This is a genomic window from Sphingomonas sp. LR59, from assembly GCF_036855945.1.
In the GTDB taxonomy this organism is placed as follows: domain Bacteria; phylum Pseudomonadota; class Alphaproteobacteria; order Sphingomonadales; family Sphingomonadaceae; genus Sphingomonas.
This window is the reverse complement of the sequence record NZ_JASPFL010000001.1, coordinates 49164-64732: the sequence shown is the minus strand read 5'-3', so window position 1 is coordinate 64732 and position 15569 is coordinate 49164. Positions and strand designations below refer to the sequence as shown.

Here is a 15569-nt window from a genome sequence, read left to right as displayed (position 1 = left end):
CCAGCCCGATTTGGATGTTTTTATACTCTACCCGAAGACAAGATTCGGCCACGCTAGTCCTGCCCCCCGCCCCCACGATCTTGTCACAATCACACAAGCCACCGCCGCCTGATCGCACGGCCACCGGCCGGTCGCGACCAAGGCTTGACCCCTGCGACGGCGAAGACCAAGTCGCTGCTGTTATTGGAAATATCGAACGCCGGGGGGCGCGGGTCATCAGGCGTATTATTACCATATTCGCCACGCTTCATTGTCTCGCGTTCATCGATCGTACCATGATTGGTGGCGCGTTGCCGTTGATGCGTGTGGACCTGCCGATGACCGATGCCGGAGCGGGTTGGCTGATCGGGACCGCGTTCGCCTTGCCGTATGGCGTGACCGCACTGGTGCTGGCGACGATCCTCCGCGGGCGGCGAGCATCGCTATGGTGGTTGATCGGCGGCGTGACGATCTGGACCGCTGCCACGCTCGTGACCGGCGCAGCACAGTCCACCGCCGCGCTGATGCTGGCGCGAGCGGGGCTCGGCATTGGTCAGGCGATGTTCGTGCCGGTCGCGATCGCCTGGCTCGTCGACGTTGCAGGCATCGACGGTCGCGCACGCGCGCTGTCGCTCTTCACGAGCGGGTCGACGATCGGGCGAAGCACCGCGCTGTTGACGATCGGCGCCCTGCTTTCGGCATTGACCGTCATCACCCCGGTAATTCTGCAAGCGCTCTCGGCGGCATCGCGCATTGGCGCCTGCTCTTCATGATCACCGCGTTGCCGAACATCGTGATGATCCCGCTGCTCGCCGGTCTCCGCAAGAGAGACGTGCGCCACCGCTCCGTCGGGCCTGCGTTCGATGATCCCATGCCCGATATGCTCCCCAGCCCATCGGCGACTGCGCTACGAGCGCCACCCCGGGCGTCGGCACACGCCGGTGTCCAATGGGGGACCATCGCGCTGTTCTTTGCGGCGGCGATCATGCCCATAATGCTTATTCAGGCGATGGGCGCGTGGTTGCCGACTCTGTTTGTACGAGACCGCGGGATCCTGCCCGCCCAGGCGGCAATGCTGCTGGGGGCCATCACGCTATTCACCGCGCCCGCGGGCCAGCTTGCGGGCGGCTGGCTGATGACGCGCTTTGCATCCTGGCACCGTCATGTCCCGGCGATCATCCTGGTCAGCTTGATCGCAACATTGCTGCCGCTGGCGGCGCTGGTCTGGGCGCCTGGTTTGGCGGGGGCGGGCGTCGGCGTGGCGATCGCGAACCTTACGCTCGGGATCGCATCGTTTTGCGGGCTGTTCGGTGTCCAAATGCTCAGTCCGGTGTCGGCACGCATCACTATCAACGGCATCTTCTTCGCGCTGGTCACGCTGGTCGGCGTGGGTATCGGACCGTTGCTGACGGGGGCGCTGGCGACCTTTGCCCATAGCGGTCCCGCTACGATCGGGGCGGGTACCATGTCCCCGGCCGGGGCGCTCGGCACAGCGTTGTTCACGACGGGCGTCATCGCAAGCTGCGTCTGCGCCATGGCCGTCGGTGCGGTACGATATCGCTATCGCCAGCACTGCGCCGCATGACCAGCCCCGAAACACCCGAGCGGGTCGCGTTCGACAGCGAGGCGTTGCCGCCGGACGAACGGATGGATCGCTATCGCGCATTATATGCGATCGGCGCCGACGTCACGCAGGTCGGCCCCAACCCGCGTGCGACGTTCGAGGCGTGGCGACTGGACCGCGCGCTGCTCTACAACCGGCGGCTGAACGACATAAGCCATAGTCGGAGCGAACAGCGGGTCGGTCAGGACGGGTTCACGCACTGGACCGTCACCCTGGTATTCGAAGGCCTGTTGCAGGTCGATTTCGGCGATGGCATGCTGGATATCAGGGCCGGCGAGATCGTCCTGATCGATGTCAGCCGCGCGACACGCAACATGATGCGCGACGCGCGGATCGCGACGCTGGCGATCGCGCAAGACCGGATCGAGGAGACCGTAGGCCCGATCGGCGCGCTCCATGGGCGCGTGCTGGCCGCCGATCATTGCCGGCTTTACGCCGATTTCGTCGGGTCGCTGCTATCCAACCTGCCAACGATGAAGACGTCGTCGCTTCCGGCTGCGACCTCCGCGCTGTGCACGCTGTTGAAGGTTGCGCTGGAAGCCTATGGTCTGCACGACGCCGTGGTCGAAGGCAGCCGCGACGGGCGGCGGCTTGGTCAGCTTCGCACGTTGGTCGATGGACGGCTGGGCGACCCGACCTTCGATCCCGAGACGGCGATTGCGGAAAGCGGCGTCTCGCGCGCAACGCTGTACCGGATGCTGCGGCCGCAACGCGGGCTTGCGGCCTTCATACTTGCACGCCGCCTGGAGCATGTTCGGCGGGCGCTCTCCAACGCCGCCGAACGACGCTCATTCGCGGACATCGCGCTCGATGCAGGGCTCGTCACCGAAAGCCATGCGAGCCGCGCGTTTCTGGCCCGCTATGGGCTGCGGCCCGGCGGCTATCGGGCGGCGATCGCCACCGCCATCGCCGAGACGGATCCGATCGAGCAAATGCGGTTATGGCAGCAGGAACTGCGCTGATCTGCACGCGAAAGGTTTAGCCGCGCGCGGTCCAGGCCAGCCACAACCAGCCGCCGATCAGCAGTGCCCCACCGATCGGCGTGATCGCGCCGAACCAGCGCGGTGCGCCCAGCGCCATCGCGTACAGCGTCAGCGCAAAGATCGCCGCACCGACCACGAACAGCCACGCCGGCCCGCGCGCCTCCATCCGGATGGCGACCAGCGCCGCGACCACATGGACGAGCTGATATTGTGCGCCCGTCTTCAACCATTCCGCGGCCGACCCGCTCGCGCCGTGTGCGCCGAATGCCCCCGCCGCGACCGCGATCGCGCCCGACAAGGCTGCAAGAATGGCGATGATCATTGCGTATCATTCCCCCAGGGAAAGCGTTTGGCAGTCTCGGCCCGCGCTGCGCGCATGTCGCCGGAGTCGATCTGCAACTGCAACCGCTCCTTGTCGCGCGACCGGTATTGCTCCTCCGCACGGTCGATATCCGCCGGCGACACGTCGAGCCCGCGCAGCGCCAGGCGCGCCATCTTCACCGCGGACTCCATCACTTCGCGCACCACCGCGGTCGCCGACGTGTTCTTCAGCTTCACCAGCGCGCGGCGATCGAACGCACGGACATAGATCGCGGCGTCCGGGAACGCCTCATGCACGCCCTCGATCGTGTCGGGATCGAGCTGGTCGCCGTCCATGCAGAAGCAGATGATCTCCGCCTCCGCCGCGCCCGCCTGTCGCAACAGGTCGAGCCGCGTGCCGTCGCCATAATAGACCTTCGCGCCGAACTCGCCGGCGATGTCGATCATCTCGATATCGGTGTCGATCAGCGTCACCGGGATGTCCTGCGCGAGCAGCATCTGGCCGACTGTCTGGCCGAACCGTCCATAGCCGACGATGATCGCATTGGCGCCGTCGACCTTGGGCCCGTCGCGCTCCTGCCCCTCGGCGATCGGCTCGGTCCGGAAGCGGCGTGTGATACCCATCAGGAACGGCGTGGTCGCCATCGACAGCGTGATGATCGCGCCGAACAGGCTGGCCGCCTGCGGTTCGATCAACAGCCCCGCCTGCGCCTGCGCGAACAGCACGAAGCCGAACTCGCCGCCCTGGCTGAGTAAAAGGCCGAGCGCGAACGCCTGCCGCCACGTCATCTTGAACGCCATGCCGATCAGCATGATCACGCTGGTCTTGGTCAGGATCAGCGCCGCCGCCATCGCCATCACGAAGAACGGCCGCTCGGCGATCGCGCCCAGGTCGAGCACCATGCCGACCGCGAGGAAGAACAACCCGAGCAGGATCGAGCGGAACGGCTCGACATCGGCCTCCAGTTCATGCCGATACGGGCTGTCCGCGAGCATCACGCCCGCGATGAACGCCCCGAGCGCGGTCGACAGCCCGAGCCATTCCATGATCGCCGCGCTGGCGATAACCGTGAACAGCCCCGCAAACACGAACATCTCGCGCTCGCCGAGATTGCCGATCAGGCGGAAGAACGGCCGCAGCAGGAAGCGCCCGGCGATCACCAGACCGACGACCGCCAGCACCGTATAAACCGCGAGCAGCCAGCCCGGCGGCGCGTTGGCATCGGCCGGGTTGCGGCTCATCGCCGCGACGATCGTGATCAGGGGGACGATCGAGAGGTCCTGGAACAGCAGGATCGAGAAGGCGCGCTCGCCGAACGGCGTCCGCATCCGCCCCGACGAGCGCAGCATCGGCAGCACCTGCGCGGTCGACGACAGCGCGAGCGGGAGCCCGAGCGCGAGCGCGGCGGGGAGCGAGAACTTCGCCCCGACCCAGACGATCGCGGTGATTGCGAGCCCGCAGATCGCGACCTGCAAGAGGCCGAGCCCGAAGATCTCCTCCTTCATCCTCCAGAGGCGTGACGGGTTCAGTTCGAGCCCGACGATGAACAGCAGGAGCGTGATGCCCAGTTCGGCGAACCCGAGCTTCGACTCCGCATCGCCGACCAGTCCCAGCACATGCGGCCCGACGACTGCGCCCGCGACCAGGTAACCCAGCGTCGCACCGAGCCCGAGCCGGCGGAACAGCAGCACGAACATCAGGCCGAAACCGAGCAATACGACGCCGTCGCGGAGCAGCGACGGGGCCGTACCCTCCGCCATCAGACTTTCGCCTTTGCAGCGGTGTCGGCAGCCTCGGCGGCGGCTTCGAAGGCTAGCCGGATCGAGGGGTGGCGCGCGGTATAGTCTAGCGCGGGGGTGAAGATATCCATCCCCGGCCAATCGGGCGCATCGCCTTCGCGCGCAAGCCACGCGGTCAGCGCGTCGCGGGTCGCGGCGAGTTCGGCAGGGGTGCGGCCGAGGATGTTCGCCGCCAGCAACGATGACGACGCCTGCCCCAGCGCGCAGGCCCGGACCAAGAGGCCGACCTCGCTGACGCGACCTTCACCGTCCACCGCGACGTCGATCGTCACCCGGCTGCCACAGATCGGCGAGCGTTTCTCCGCGGTCGCCATCGGCTCGGGCAGGCGTTCGTGATGCGGGATCGTCGCGGCGAGGCGGAGGATCTCGGCGTTGTAGAGGGGCGCGCTCATGGCTTTGGTTCGCTTGCGTTATCGGATTTGGAAGGCGGCGTTCTGGCACCGAACACCGGCTGACCGCGGCGGCGGCGGTCGACGAAATCGGCGATCCCTGCGCTGGTCGCGTTGAGCAGCGGGTACGTCCGTGACCGGGTCATCCATTCCGGCCGGCGCGATGGTCCGCCACTCATCGTGTCGATGACCAGCGTCGCGAGCAGGAAGACGAGGCTGGCGAGGATCAACCCTTTCAACGCCCCGAAGCCGAAGCCAAGCGCACGGTCAACCGGACCAAGGATCGAAGTCCGCGTCCGCGCCCCGATCGCATTGGCGACCAGCCGCCCGCCGATATAGGTGACGCCGGTGATGATCGCGAAGGCCAGCACCGCGGCGCCACCAACCGTCCCGATCATCGGCGACAGCGCGGCGGCGAGCGGGATGTGGAACAGCTTGAGCATCGCCACCATCGCCACCCAGGCGAACATCGACAGCACTTCGGTGACGAACCCGCGGATCAGCCCCAGCACCGCCGAGCCGGCGACGGCGAGCAGGACGACGATGTCTAGGGCGGAAAGGTTCATGGCTTCTGGAATAGGGACGCGGGAGGCGAACCGCTAGTGCGGGTTGCGCCCGACGAGTCTTAGCGGTTCAAGCCGAAAACACCGTAGCGTTCGCGCCACGCGGCGACTTCGCCCTGCAGATGCCTGGGCGCTGCCTCTCCCGAGAGGACAAAGCCAGCGACGTCGTTGTCGGGATGCATCAGCATTTTCTCCGCCCCGTCGCTGAACCACACCGGGACTAGCTGGTCGCACACGGCGTCCAATACCGCCGCCGCCATGCCGTTCGCGATCGCATCGCTGCCGGCGAGCATACGGACATGGATCGAGACGCCTTCGAGACAGGTCTGCGGCTTGTCGACGAAATTGAGCGACACGAGCAGCCCGGACCGGTCGGGCCGAGCCGCGTCGGGCAGGCTCGCGACCCGGCGCCAGACGCAGAACCACGTCCGGCAGATGCGCGGGCGGATCGCATGGATACCGCACCCTTGGTCGCAGAGGTGGATACACGGCGTTCCCGCGGGTTTGGCGAACTCTGGCGTCTTCACCGTCAGTTCGGTGCAGCACGCGGTGCAATCACCGCACTCGCGATTGAGAAGGATCGGTCCCAGCAGCGTGGTTTCCACATCGGCGTGCGGTTGGGTCGGGATGTCACGCCGATCCACGGTTCAATTCCTTCGGAATCCACCGTGAAGACCATCGGCTTGCCCCGAGACATCGGCTCCCATCCCGCCTGCAAGGCGGCCCGCACGCCGCGCACGATCGTCGCGTCGTCGATCTGGAGCCGCCCGCGTGGCAAGCCCTTCAACAGACGCTTAGGCGCGGGGAATTCCAGCAGCGCTTCGCGTTGCGCATCGTCCTGCAACAGCGAGATCGTCATGCCCTTCCAACCATCGGCATCCGTGTGCTGCGGCTCGCGCTCGAGGTTCCAATCGTATCGGGTGCCATCGACCTCGACGGTACCGGTATTGCTTTTCGTGTTCGCCATGCGGGCGCCTTAGCATGGCTGTCGCGAGAGGCCATGCGCTCGCCGCGTGACCGAACCTGCCGCGACGATGGTGCTGTGTGCGGTTCGATCGACTGATGACCGACAACGGCCATCACCGCCCCACCCCGGCGAAGGCCGGGGCCCAGTTGGAAAGGTCGTGGTAATTAAGCGCAGCGGTCGCCAGCAACGTCCCCCAACTGGGCCCCGGCCTCCGCCGGGGTGGGGCTTCATCTATTGGGTATCAGTGCCAAACGAGTCCACGATGACGCGATACGCTGATGGGAACGCAGCCCCCCGATCGGACCTGTCCGCACGGCCCAGCACAATCACCACCGTTTCCTTGTTCTCCCGCGAAGGCGGGACCCCAGTCTGGGTCCCCGCCTTCGCGGGGAAACAAGCTACCTTCTTGTGTTCGTTATCCCCGCCCCATCATGTGATCGACGAACGACGCCAGCGTCTTGAACCCCGACAGCTTCATCCCGCTCTTCTCCCCCGTCATCGACGCCGGCACCAGCGCGCGTTCGAAGCCGAGCTTGCTCGCCTCTTTCAAACGCAAGGGCCCATGCGCGACCGGACGGATTTCCCCTGACAGCGCGACCTCACCAAACGCCACTGCATCGACCGGCACCGGCCGCTCCGACATCGCCGAGATCAGCGCCGCCGCCACCGCCAGATCCGCAGCCGGATCCTGGACGCGGTAACCGCCGGCGATGTTGAGATAGACTTCGGCGTTGGAGAAGCTCAGCCCGCACCGCGCTTCCAGCACCGCAAGGATCATCGCGAGCCGCCCCGAATCCCAGCCGACCACCGCACGCCGTGGAGTCGCGCCCGACGCCAGCCGGACCGTCAGCGCCTGGATCTCGACCAGCACCGGCCGCGTTCCCTCCAGTGCCGGGAACACCGTCGCCCCCGTCATCGCATCGTCGCGGTGCGTCAGGAACAGCGACGACGGATTGCCGACCTCCGCCAGTCCTTCGGTCTGCATCGAGAACACCCCGATCTCGTCGGTCCCGCCGAAGCGGTTCTTGATCGCGCGGAGGATGCGGTATTGGTGGCTCCGCTCGCCTTCGAACGACAGCACCGTGTCGACCATGTGCTCGAGCACGCGAGGGCCGGCGATCGAGCCGTCCTTCGTCACGTGGCCGACCAGCACCACCGCCGTGCCGCGCTCCTTGGCAAAGCGGATCAATTCCTGCGCCGAGGCACGGACCTGGCTGACCGTCCCCGGAGCGCCCTCGATCAGGTCGGAGTGCATCGTCTGAATCGAATCGATCACCAGCATCGCGGGCGGCTTGGTCTGCAACGTCGTCAGGATGTCGCGCGTCGACGTTGCCGCCGCAAGCTGCACCGGCGCATTGCCCAGGCCCAGCCGCCGCGCGCGCAGACGCACCTGGTCCGCCGCTTCCTCGCCCGAGACGTACGCGACCGACTGCCCCGCCAGCGCCATCTTCGCCGCCGCCTGCAACAGCAGCGTCGACTTGCCGATCCCAGGATCGCCGCCGATCAGCGTTGCCGAACCCTCGACGAACCCGCCGCCCAGCGCACGGTCGAGTTCGGCGATGCCGGTCGCCATCCGGTCGGGCAGCTTGATCTCCGCATCGAGCCCGACCAGCTGGATCGCGCGGCCGCCGGTCTGGAGATTATGCTTCGAATGGAACGGCGTGGCGGCGGTGTTCGCCTCCTCGACCAGCGTGTTCCACTCGTTGCAATCGGCGCATTGCCCCGCCCAGCGGTGCGACACCGATCCGCAAGCCTGACACACGTAACGCTTCTGGGGTTTCGCCATCCGAGCGATGTACGAGAACGATACGGGAACATCAATGGCCGGCATACGACCTATGTTGCGGATTTAGTGGCGCTTGACGGCGCACGGCGTTATCCGCGCGATGATGCACGCCACCGACCTGCGCATCGCCCTGTTCAGCGGCAACTATAATTACGTCCGCGACGGCGCGAACCAGGCGTTGAATCTGCTCGTCGGTCATTTGTTGTCGAAGGGCGCGACGGTGCGTGTCTATTCGCCGACCAATGCCAAGCCGGCCTTCCCGCCGACCGGCGATCTGGTCGCGGTGCCGTCGTTGCCGCTGCCGGCGGGGCGCGGCGAATACAAGATGGCGCGCGGGCTGCCCGCGGCGATCCGCCGCGATCTCGACGCGTTCGCGCCGAACATCGTCCACGTGTCAGCGCCCGATTTTCTTGGCCACCGCGCGATCAGTTATGGACGCCGAAACGGTATCGCGACGGTTGCGTCGCTGCACACGCGGTTCGAGACGTATTTCCGCTATTACAAGATGGCGTTCTTCGAGCCGATCATGGTGAAGATCCTGACGCGCTTCTACAACCGCGTCGATGAAGTGCTGGTGCCCGGGCGCGGCATGGCGGAGATCGTCCGTGACTGGGGCGTGACGACGCCGACCGCGATCTGGTCGCGTGGCGTTAACCACGACCGCTTTACGCCAACGCGCCGCGACCTAGAGCGGCGGCGCGCGCGGGGATCGCAGACGGCGAGGTCGCGGTCGGGTTTCTCGGGCGACTGGTGAAAGAGAAAGGTCTCGACGTCTTCGCCGACGTGATCCGAACGCTGGAGCAGCGCGGGGTACGGCACAAGGTGCTGGTGATCGGTGAAGGTCCGGCGCGCGACTGGTTTGCCGAGCGCGTGCCCGGCGCGGTCTTCGCCGGGTTCCAGTCGGGTGACGATCTCGGCCGCGCGGTCGCGTCGATGGATGTGTTCTTCAATCCGAGCGTGACCGAGACGTTCGGCAACGTGACGCTGGAGGCGATGGCGGCAGGTGTGCCGGTGGTCGCTGCGCGTGCGTCGGGTGCGGTCGGGCTGGTCGATGACGGCGTGACCGGGTTCCTGGTGCCACCTACGGACATCGCAGGATATGCCGACGCGATCGGGCGGATTGTTTCGGAGCCGGGCCTGCGCGAGACGATGGGCTGGGCCGGACACGACAAGGCCGCCGGGTATCTGTGGGATACGATCAACCAGACAGTGCTGGATACGTATCTCGAGGTGATGGCGCGGCGGGGTGGCTAAGTTGTCTGCCACGTGTACCTTTCGAATTCACCTTCCCCCGCTCCCTCCCCGTCACCCCAGCGAAAGCTGGGGTATCCCTGTTGGCGGGCGCCGCGACCCGAATGGGGAGTTCCCAGCTTTCGCTGAGATGACGATTGAGGGCCGGGATGACGGTTTGGGGGACGATGTCAGACCGTCGCCCAGTCGAACGTCAGCGGCGCCTCGCGGAAGGCGAAGCGGTCGAGGTGGCTCGACACCACCCCGCGCATCCGCTCGACGTCGTCGCCCTCCGGCACGGTCAGCGCAACGTCGAGCGTTTCGCTGTCCGCGCGCATCTCCAGCACCGCGCCGTTCGGAAAGGCGATGCGGCCCTCTTCCTCCGAGAAGGTGACCTCCATCTTGTGGCTCCAATGCTTGGCCAGTTGCTGGAGATACTTGCTGGCCGAATGCGTCGGCACCCTTGCGACCGAGACGCTCACTTCAAGCGCTCGATCTTCTGCGCGGCTTCGTCGAGCAACGCGGCGACTTCATGCAGCGTGTCCTCGTTGACGTCCTCGCGCATCAGCCGGTGCTGGAGCACCTGTCGAAGATTGCCCATCGCCCGCCGGATTGGCGCGCCATCGGTCCGCTCGGATTCAGCCCCGACCGCCGCCAGCCGCGCGAACAGGCCGTCCACCACGGCCGCATTCTCGGCCAGATGCGCGCGGCCCTCGTCGCTCGCCGCAAAGCGCTTTTTCGCGCCTTCCGACTGCTGCTCCTCGATCAGCCCCATCTCGTCGAGCATGCTGAGCGTCGGATAGACGACCCCCGGGCTCGGCGCATAGCCGCCGCCGGTCAACCCCTCGATCTCGCGGATCAGGTCGTAGCCGTGGCGCGGCGCGTCCGCGATCAACTTCAGCATCACGAGCTTCAGCTCGCCGCCATCGAACAGCCGACGCCGACCACCGGGGCCACCGCGATGGCCGTGGCGACCATGACCTTCGTGGCCGGGGCGACCGCGGCCTTCGCCGTCAGCCCGCGGACCACCGATCCAAGCTCCATATCCCATACCAAAACGCATTTGAGTGTTCTCCGATATATCTTTATTCATGATTTAAGATATATCGCAGAATGTTTCCGGTTCAAGTGGTGCGCGGCAAATTTTCATGTTTCTTCCTCTGTCATCCCCGCGGAGGCGGGGACCCAGACCCTCGAACCGAGCGAGCATGCATGCCGTCAGCCAGTATGGATCCCCGCGTCCGCGGGGATGACGATGCGTGTGACGGTGACGATACGGGGGAAGGGGACGATTACGCCCGGATGGCAGACGGATGGGCAAACCGGCCCCCGCCCCTATCTTGCCGGCATGGCCGATCTCTTCGCGGGCTTCGAACCCGCCGCCCCCACCGAACCGCATCCCGAAAACGCGCCGCTCGCCGACCGTCTGCGCCCGCGCACGCTGAGCGAGGTGGTTGGACAGGATCATATCACCGGTCCCGAAGGCGCAATCGGGCGGATGGTGTCGGCTGGGCGGCTGTCCTCGATCATCCTGTGGGGGCCGCCCGGCACGGGAAAAACGACGATCGCGCGGTTGCTCGCAGATGCGGTCGACCTGCGGTTCGTTGCGATCTCCGCGGTGTTCTCCGGAGTCGCCGACCTCAAGAAATCCTTCGCCGAAGCGCGCGAGCACGCCAAGATCGGCAAGCGCACGCTTCTCTTCGTGGACGAGATCCACCGCTTCAATCGCGCGCAACAGGACGGCTTCCTCCCCTATGTCGAGGACGGCACGGTGACGTTGGTCGGTGCCACCACCGAGAACCCGTCGTTCGAACTCAACGCCGCTCTGCTCAGCCGCGCGCAGGTGCTGATCCTCGAACGCCTCGGCCGGGGTGCGCTCGAACAGTTGCTCGACCGCGCCGAGACGGAGATGGAGCGCCCCCTCCCTGACCCCGCCCGCCAAGGACGCGCTGATCGCCAGCGCCGATGGCGACGGCCGCTTCCTGCTCAACCAGGCGGAGACGTTGTTCTCGGTAAACCTGCCCGAACCGCTCGATCCCGCCGGCCTCTCGAACTTCCTGCAACGTCGCGTCGCGGTGTACGACAAGGACCGCGAGGGGCATTACAACCTCATCTCCGCGCTCCACAAATCGATCCGTGGGAGCGACCCGCAGGCGGCGCTCTATTATCTCGCGCGGATGCTGACCGCGGGCGAGGAACCGCTGTTCCTGCTCCGCCGCCTGACCCGCGCCGCGGTCGAGGATATCGGCCTCGCCGACCCCCAGGCGCTGGTCCAGTGCATCGCCGCCAAGGACACCTATGATTTCCTCGGCAGTCCCGAAGGCGAACTCGCGATCGCCCAAGCCTGCGTCTATCTGGCCACGGCGCCCAAATCGAACGCGGTCTACAAGGCGCAGAAGGCGGCGTGGAAATCGGCGCGCGAGACCGGCTCGCTGATGCCCCCCGCGTCGATCCGCAACGCACCGACCAAGCTCATGCGCGATATCGGCTACGGCAAGGGCTATGCGTACGATCACGATACCGAGGATGCGTTCTCCGGCTCGGATTACTGGCCCGACGAGATGAGCCCGCAGACCTTCTACACGCCGACCGAACGTGGCTTCGAGAAGCGGCTGTCGGAACGGCTCGCCTATTGGGACGGCTTGCGCGCCGAGAAGAATGGCTGAGCCACGGTTTACGCGGTTTGCGGCGATCGACTGGTCCGGCGCGCAGGGGCATCGTCACAAGGGCATCGCGGTCGCGATCTGCGAAACCGGTGATGCCGCGCCGAGACTGGTCGCGCCACCGGGGGCGTCGGCATGGTCGCGCGAGGATGTCCTCGACTGGTTGATCGACCAGGACACGCCGACGCTGATCGGTCTCGACCTGTCCCCCGCCTTCCCGTTCGTCGACCTTGACGGCTATTTCCCCGGCGCGCCCGACAGCCCCCCAGACGCCCGCGCGCTCTGGGCGATGGTCGATGAAGCCTCCGCCGCCGACCCGCACCTCGCCGTCTCGAGCCTGCTCACCGATCCCGAACTCCGCCGCCACTTCCGCCAGCACCGTGATTGCGGCGACCTGTTCCCCGGCGGAGCGGGCCGGATGCGCGTCTGCGAGCACGGCCAGCGCGCGATGGGTTTCTCGCCGACAAGCTGCTTCAACCTCGTCGGTGCGGCGCAGGTCGGCAAGTCGAGCCTCACCGGAATGCGCGTGTTGCACAGCCTCGCCGGCCGCGTCCCCGTCTGGCCGTTCGATCCGCTGCCCTCGGAAGGACCAGCGATCGTCGAGATCTATACCACGATCGCCGCGCGCGCCGCGGGTATCCGCAAGGGCCTCAGCAAGATGCGCGATGCGGGCGCGCTCGATACCGCGCTGGAAGCGCTCGGCAGCGCGCCGCATGATCCTCTGGCCCACTATGATGATCACGCCACCGACGCGATCCTGACCGCCGCCTGGCTCCGCACGGCAGCGCACCGCCCAGACCTCTGGACACCGACCGCGATGACACCGCATATTGCGCAAACCGAGGGCTGGACCTTCGGCGTGTCTTGAAGCATTGGGCGGTTAGGCCTGACACGCACCGGGCCGGTTTAGCTCAGTTGGTAGAGCGCCAGTTTTGTAAACTGGATGTCGCGGGTTCGATTCCTGCAACCGGCACCACCTTTCTTGCCTTAACGCTTTGATAACGTTGTAGAATATGGTCGATGTGAGGGCGCCACTCCCTCAGCTACTCCCACATTCAGACGCGGTTAGCGGCGAACAACTGCGAAATGCGCAGACCGCCTTACGGCCTCCAAGAAGCCCATCCGGTAGCGAACACAGGCAACCCGCGGTCACTCGCGAAACGTCCGAGACCCGCTCCGAATCCCTGAGCTGTCAGTTCGCGGGCCGGGATGACCATGTGAATATGATTCGCCGCGCGGCTGCCCGCATGCGCGGGGACATGTTCGACTAAGATCACCGCCAATCTTCTGTCGACTGCAAGACGCTGGTGCGCGAAGCTGCGTACCCGTTCCCAGTAGGCGTGCATCGGCTCGGCGCCATGCAGGCGGATCGTGGCTACGATGGCCAAGTCCTTGGTCTCGGGCAAAGCCGAGGACTCGTACCGTTCGCTGAGCACACGCACGTCACATAGGTCGTCGTTAGCGACGGGTGGCAGCAACACGTCGTCACGCCAGCACGACCGCTCCCATGCCTCGGTCGCGGTCTCGCGCTTCATCGGCTGCAGCTTCGTCTGGACGAACGCCGGCAGATTGTTGATCGTGTCGTCGACCTGCCGGCGGAGCACTCCCCAACCGATGTCCGGATGCGCCGGATCGTGGACCGGGATGTAGACGGTCCCGCGGATTGTTCTTCTGATGCTCTTCATTTCGGCTCTCCAGCCGACGCGTCGACCGCGCAGCGTCGACACCGTTTTCATCTCTTCGCGCGGTTCAACCGCCCCCTCGCCTTCCCTTACTCACAACCTACGACCTGAACCGGTAGCTGGCCCGGCATCGTTGCCGAGCCATCTTCAACTCGACAGCGCCTGATCGCTGCGCCACGCTGCGTCAGTTATCGGGGAGGCAACGGGATGAGATGGCTGGTTAAGCTAGTCGGCGCTGTGGCGTTGGTCGCGGCCTCGCCGGTGTTTGCGGATAGTTGGATACCAGCTACCCGAACGAGCTACCTTTCGCCTGATAAGGCAACGCGGCTGACCGTGGTCCCGCGAGATATAGAGACCCCGCTCGCCTACTTTACTGACAAGGTCGACGGCAAAGAGCCTGCAGGCCAGCGCCGCGGCGGCGAACCTCGTGCGCTCGGAATTCTAGAGCGGCGATCCGGCCAAACGTGGACCAAAGTGTGGGAGATGCCGCTCGTTAACGAGGTGGCGCCCGTGCACGCGCTGGTCGCGAACGGCGGCGGAAACATTGTCACCTTTGACAACTGGCATTCGGTCGGCTTCGGCGACAACGTGGTAGTGATCTATCGCAGTGACGGATCGCTGGTGCGGTCGATGAAGCTAGCCGACATCCTCCCCGACGATTACGTGCGAGCCCTGCCAACGAGCGTGAGTTCGATGTGATGGGGTGGCGAGCACGAGTTGTCGCGCGATGGCAGGCAAGTGGTGCTGAAGGTCGTCGTGCCGAGCAGCCGCGGATCAGTCGGCGCGCCGCGCGGCTATGTTGATGTGAGGATCGATCTCGCGACAGGGGCGGTAGAGAAGCTCGCGGGCCCTGCATGGGCTCGAGCAGTGGCAGCGGCCGCGCCTATCGCGGCTCGTTCGAAGGCCCAGGAGGCGACTTGGCGCGCGCAAATGATCGCTCCCTCGCGCCGCCGTTGGGCACCAAAGACATTGATTGGAACCGGTATCTCTACCAGGCAGTCCAGCGTCTTGCTCCGAAGAAAGAGCGAATGGGGTTCGATCCGGTCTGGGTCCTTCCGGCACCCGGGGCGCCGGAGTTTGCAGAGCGGGCAAAGAACATCGCCGAGGCATTTACTGGGTCGGACGAAACGAACGACATAGCCTTTGCGAGCCCCTCCGCCCCCGAGGCGTTGGCCCGAGTGCTGATCGAGGCTATGCAGGCTGCGCCAGCCGGCGGTCTTGTCGGATCGCGCGTCTTCGTCGCTTTGCCTTCAGCCCTGGGAGCGAGAGTTCGTACCGCGCTGAGCCGTAGTGGCGCGACAGTGATCGTCTTTGATCCCGCCCTTCCGATCCCACAACGCGCCGAGGCGCTGAGCAAGGTCGGTGTCACACCTGACCAAGCTGCTACAGCATCCGCTCGGGCTGTTGCAGAAGCCCGCCAGTTCGAAGCGGATGCAGTGCGCCTTGAGGCGCTAGCACCGCCCGAGCCGAGGGCGACTGACAAAGGCGAGGAAGCAATGGAGGTGATGGCAGATCGCCTAGAAGTCGAAGCCGACAAATCGGAGCGGCGATAGCCTTCCGCGCGACATCATGGGCAATATGG

Annotated in this window: 15 protein-coding genes, 1 tRNA gene and 3 pseudogenes; 9 read left to right on the top strand and 10 right to left on the bottom strand. The window is 65.9% G+C overall.

Going from position 1 to position 15569, the window contains the following annotated elements:
• The first annotated feature begins 14 nt into the window (after positions 1–14).
• From QP164_RS00355 to QP164_RS00345, 3 genes are read left to right on the top strand one after another with little or no spacing between them, the layout of a single operon-like run.
• Positions 15–752, top strand: a complete 738-nt coding sequence (locus tag QP164_RS00355; RefSeq protein WP_333921747.1) for an MFS transporter — start codon at positions 15–17, stop codon at positions 750–752.
• Positions 749–1564: a hypothetical protein gene (locus tag QP164_RS00350; RefSeq protein ID WP_333921746.1), complete on the top strand. Its 816-nt coding sequence runs from the start codon at positions 749–751 to the stop codon at positions 1562–1564. The genes QP164_RS00355 and QP164_RS00350 overlap by 4 nt, the downstream gene beginning before the upstream one ends.
• Positions 1561–2565 (top strand): helix-turn-helix domain-containing protein, encoded by a 1005-nt coding sequence (locus tag QP164_RS00345; protein WP_333921745.1) that lies wholly within the window; start codon positions 1561–1563, stop codon positions 2563–2565. The genes QP164_RS00350 and QP164_RS00345 overlap by 4 nt, the downstream gene beginning before the upstream one ends.
• 16 nt (positions 2566–2581) lie before the next feature.
• On the opposite strand, the gene QP164_RS00340 is transcribed toward QP164_RS00345, so the two are convergent.
• From QP164_RS00340 to radA, 7 genes and pseudogenes are all read right to left on the bottom strand, one after another.
• The gene (locus tag QP164_RS00340; protein ID WP_333921744.1) at positions 2582–2908 is read right to left on the bottom strand and encodes a DUF423 domain-containing protein; all 327 of its coding nucleotides are present in this window, start codon (positions 2906–2908) and stop codon (positions 2582–2584) included.
• Entirely contained in the window at positions 2905–4668 is a 1764-nt protein-coding gene (locus QP164_RS00335) for a cation:proton antiporter domain-containing protein (RefSeq protein ID WP_333921743.1), read from the bottom strand. Before QP164_RS00335 ends, QP164_RS00340 begins: the two co-directional genes overlap by 4 nt.
• The gene (locus tag QP164_RS00330; RefSeq protein ID WP_333921742.1) at positions 4668–5099 is read right to left on the bottom strand and encodes an iron-sulfur cluster assembly scaffold protein; all 432 of its coding nucleotides are present in this window, start codon (positions 5097–5099) and stop codon (positions 4668–4670) included. Before QP164_RS00330 ends, QP164_RS00335 begins: the two co-directional genes overlap by 1 nt.
• On the bottom strand, positions 5096–5662 hold the full coding sequence (locus QP164_RS00325) for a CvpA family protein (protein WP_132897589.1): 567 nt from the start codon (positions 5660–5662) through the stop codon (positions 5096–5098). Before QP164_RS00325 ends, QP164_RS00330 begins: the two co-directional genes overlap by 4 nt.
• 59 nt (positions 5663–5721) lie before the next feature.
• Complete coding sequence (locus tag QP164_RS00320) at positions 5722–6288, bottom strand: YkgJ family cysteine cluster protein (RefSeq protein WP_333924146.1); 567 nt, start codon at positions 6286–6288, stop codon at positions 5722–5724.
• A 23-nt stretch (positions 6289–6311) separates the two neighbouring features.
• A pseudogene (locus QP164_RS00315) lies at positions 6312–6626 on the bottom strand (hypothetical protein); the annotation flags it as partial.
• A 415-nt stretch (positions 6627–7041) separates the two neighbouring features.
• Positions 7042–8412 (bottom strand): DNA repair protein RadA, encoded by a 1371-nt coding sequence (radA, locus tag QP164_RS00310; RefSeq protein WP_056052850.1) that lies wholly within the window; start codon positions 8410–8412, stop codon positions 7042–7044.
• A 103-nt stretch (positions 8413–8515) separates the two neighbouring features.
• Between radA and QP164_RS00305 the strand changes: the two are divergent.
• Positions 8516–9666: pseudogene (locus QP164_RS00305) on the top strand (glycosyltransferase family 4 protein).
• Between the two features lie 167 nt (positions 9667–9833).
• Here the strand turns inward: QP164_RS00305 and QP164_RS00300 are convergent.
• On the bottom strand, positions 9834–10124 hold the full coding sequence (locus tag QP164_RS00300; protein WP_333921741.1) for a DUF2218 domain-containing protein: 291 nt from the start codon (positions 10122–10124) through the stop codon (positions 9834–9836).
• Entirely contained in the window at positions 10121–10705 is a 585-nt protein-coding gene (locus QP164_RS00295) for a PadR family transcriptional regulator (protein ID WP_333921740.1), read from the bottom strand. The genes QP164_RS00300 and QP164_RS00295 overlap by 4 nt, the downstream gene beginning before the upstream one ends.
• 285 nt (positions 10706–10990) lie before the next feature.
• Here QP164_RS00295 and QP164_RS00290 point away from each other — a divergent pair.
• The 3 genes and pseudogenes from QP164_RS00290 to QP164_RS00280 all read left to right on the top strand — a co-directional run bounded on the left by QP164_RS00290 (position 10991) and on the right by QP164_RS00280 (position 13281).
• Positions 10991–12308 (top strand): annotated as a pseudogene (locus tag QP164_RS00290) (replication-associated recombination protein A).
• On the top strand, positions 12301–13173 hold the full coding sequence (locus QP164_RS00285; protein WP_333921739.1) for a hypothetical protein: 873 nt from the start codon (positions 12301–12303) through the stop codon (positions 13171–13173). Before QP164_RS00290 ends, QP164_RS00285 begins: the two are co-directional and overlap by 8 nt.
• 32 nt (positions 13174–13205) lie before the next feature.
• Positions 13206–13281: transfer RNA gene (locus QP164_RS00280), tRNA-Thr, on the top strand.
• Between the two features lie 124 nt (positions 13282–13405).
• Here QP164_RS00280 and QP164_RS00275 read toward each other — a convergent pair.
• A complete protein-coding gene (locus QP164_RS00275) occupies positions 13406–14032 on the bottom strand; it encodes a hypothetical protein (RefSeq protein ID WP_333921738.1) in 627 nt (208 codons plus the stop codon).
• 162 nt (positions 14033–14194) lie between these two features.
• Between QP164_RS00275 and QP164_RS00270 the strand changes: the two genes are divergently transcribed.
• Both QP164_RS00270 and QP164_RS00265 read left to right on the top strand, forming a co-directional pair.
• On the top strand, positions 14195–14686 hold the full coding sequence (locus tag QP164_RS00270) for a hypothetical protein (protein ID WP_333921737.1): 492 nt from the start codon (positions 14195–14197) through the stop codon (positions 14684–14686).
• A 218-nt stretch (positions 14687–14904) separates the two neighbouring features.
• Complete coding sequence (locus QP164_RS00265; RefSeq protein WP_333921736.1) at positions 14905–15540, top strand: hypothetical protein; 636 nt, start codon at positions 14905–14907, stop codon at positions 15538–15540.
• Positions 15541–15569: the final 29 nt, after the last annotated feature.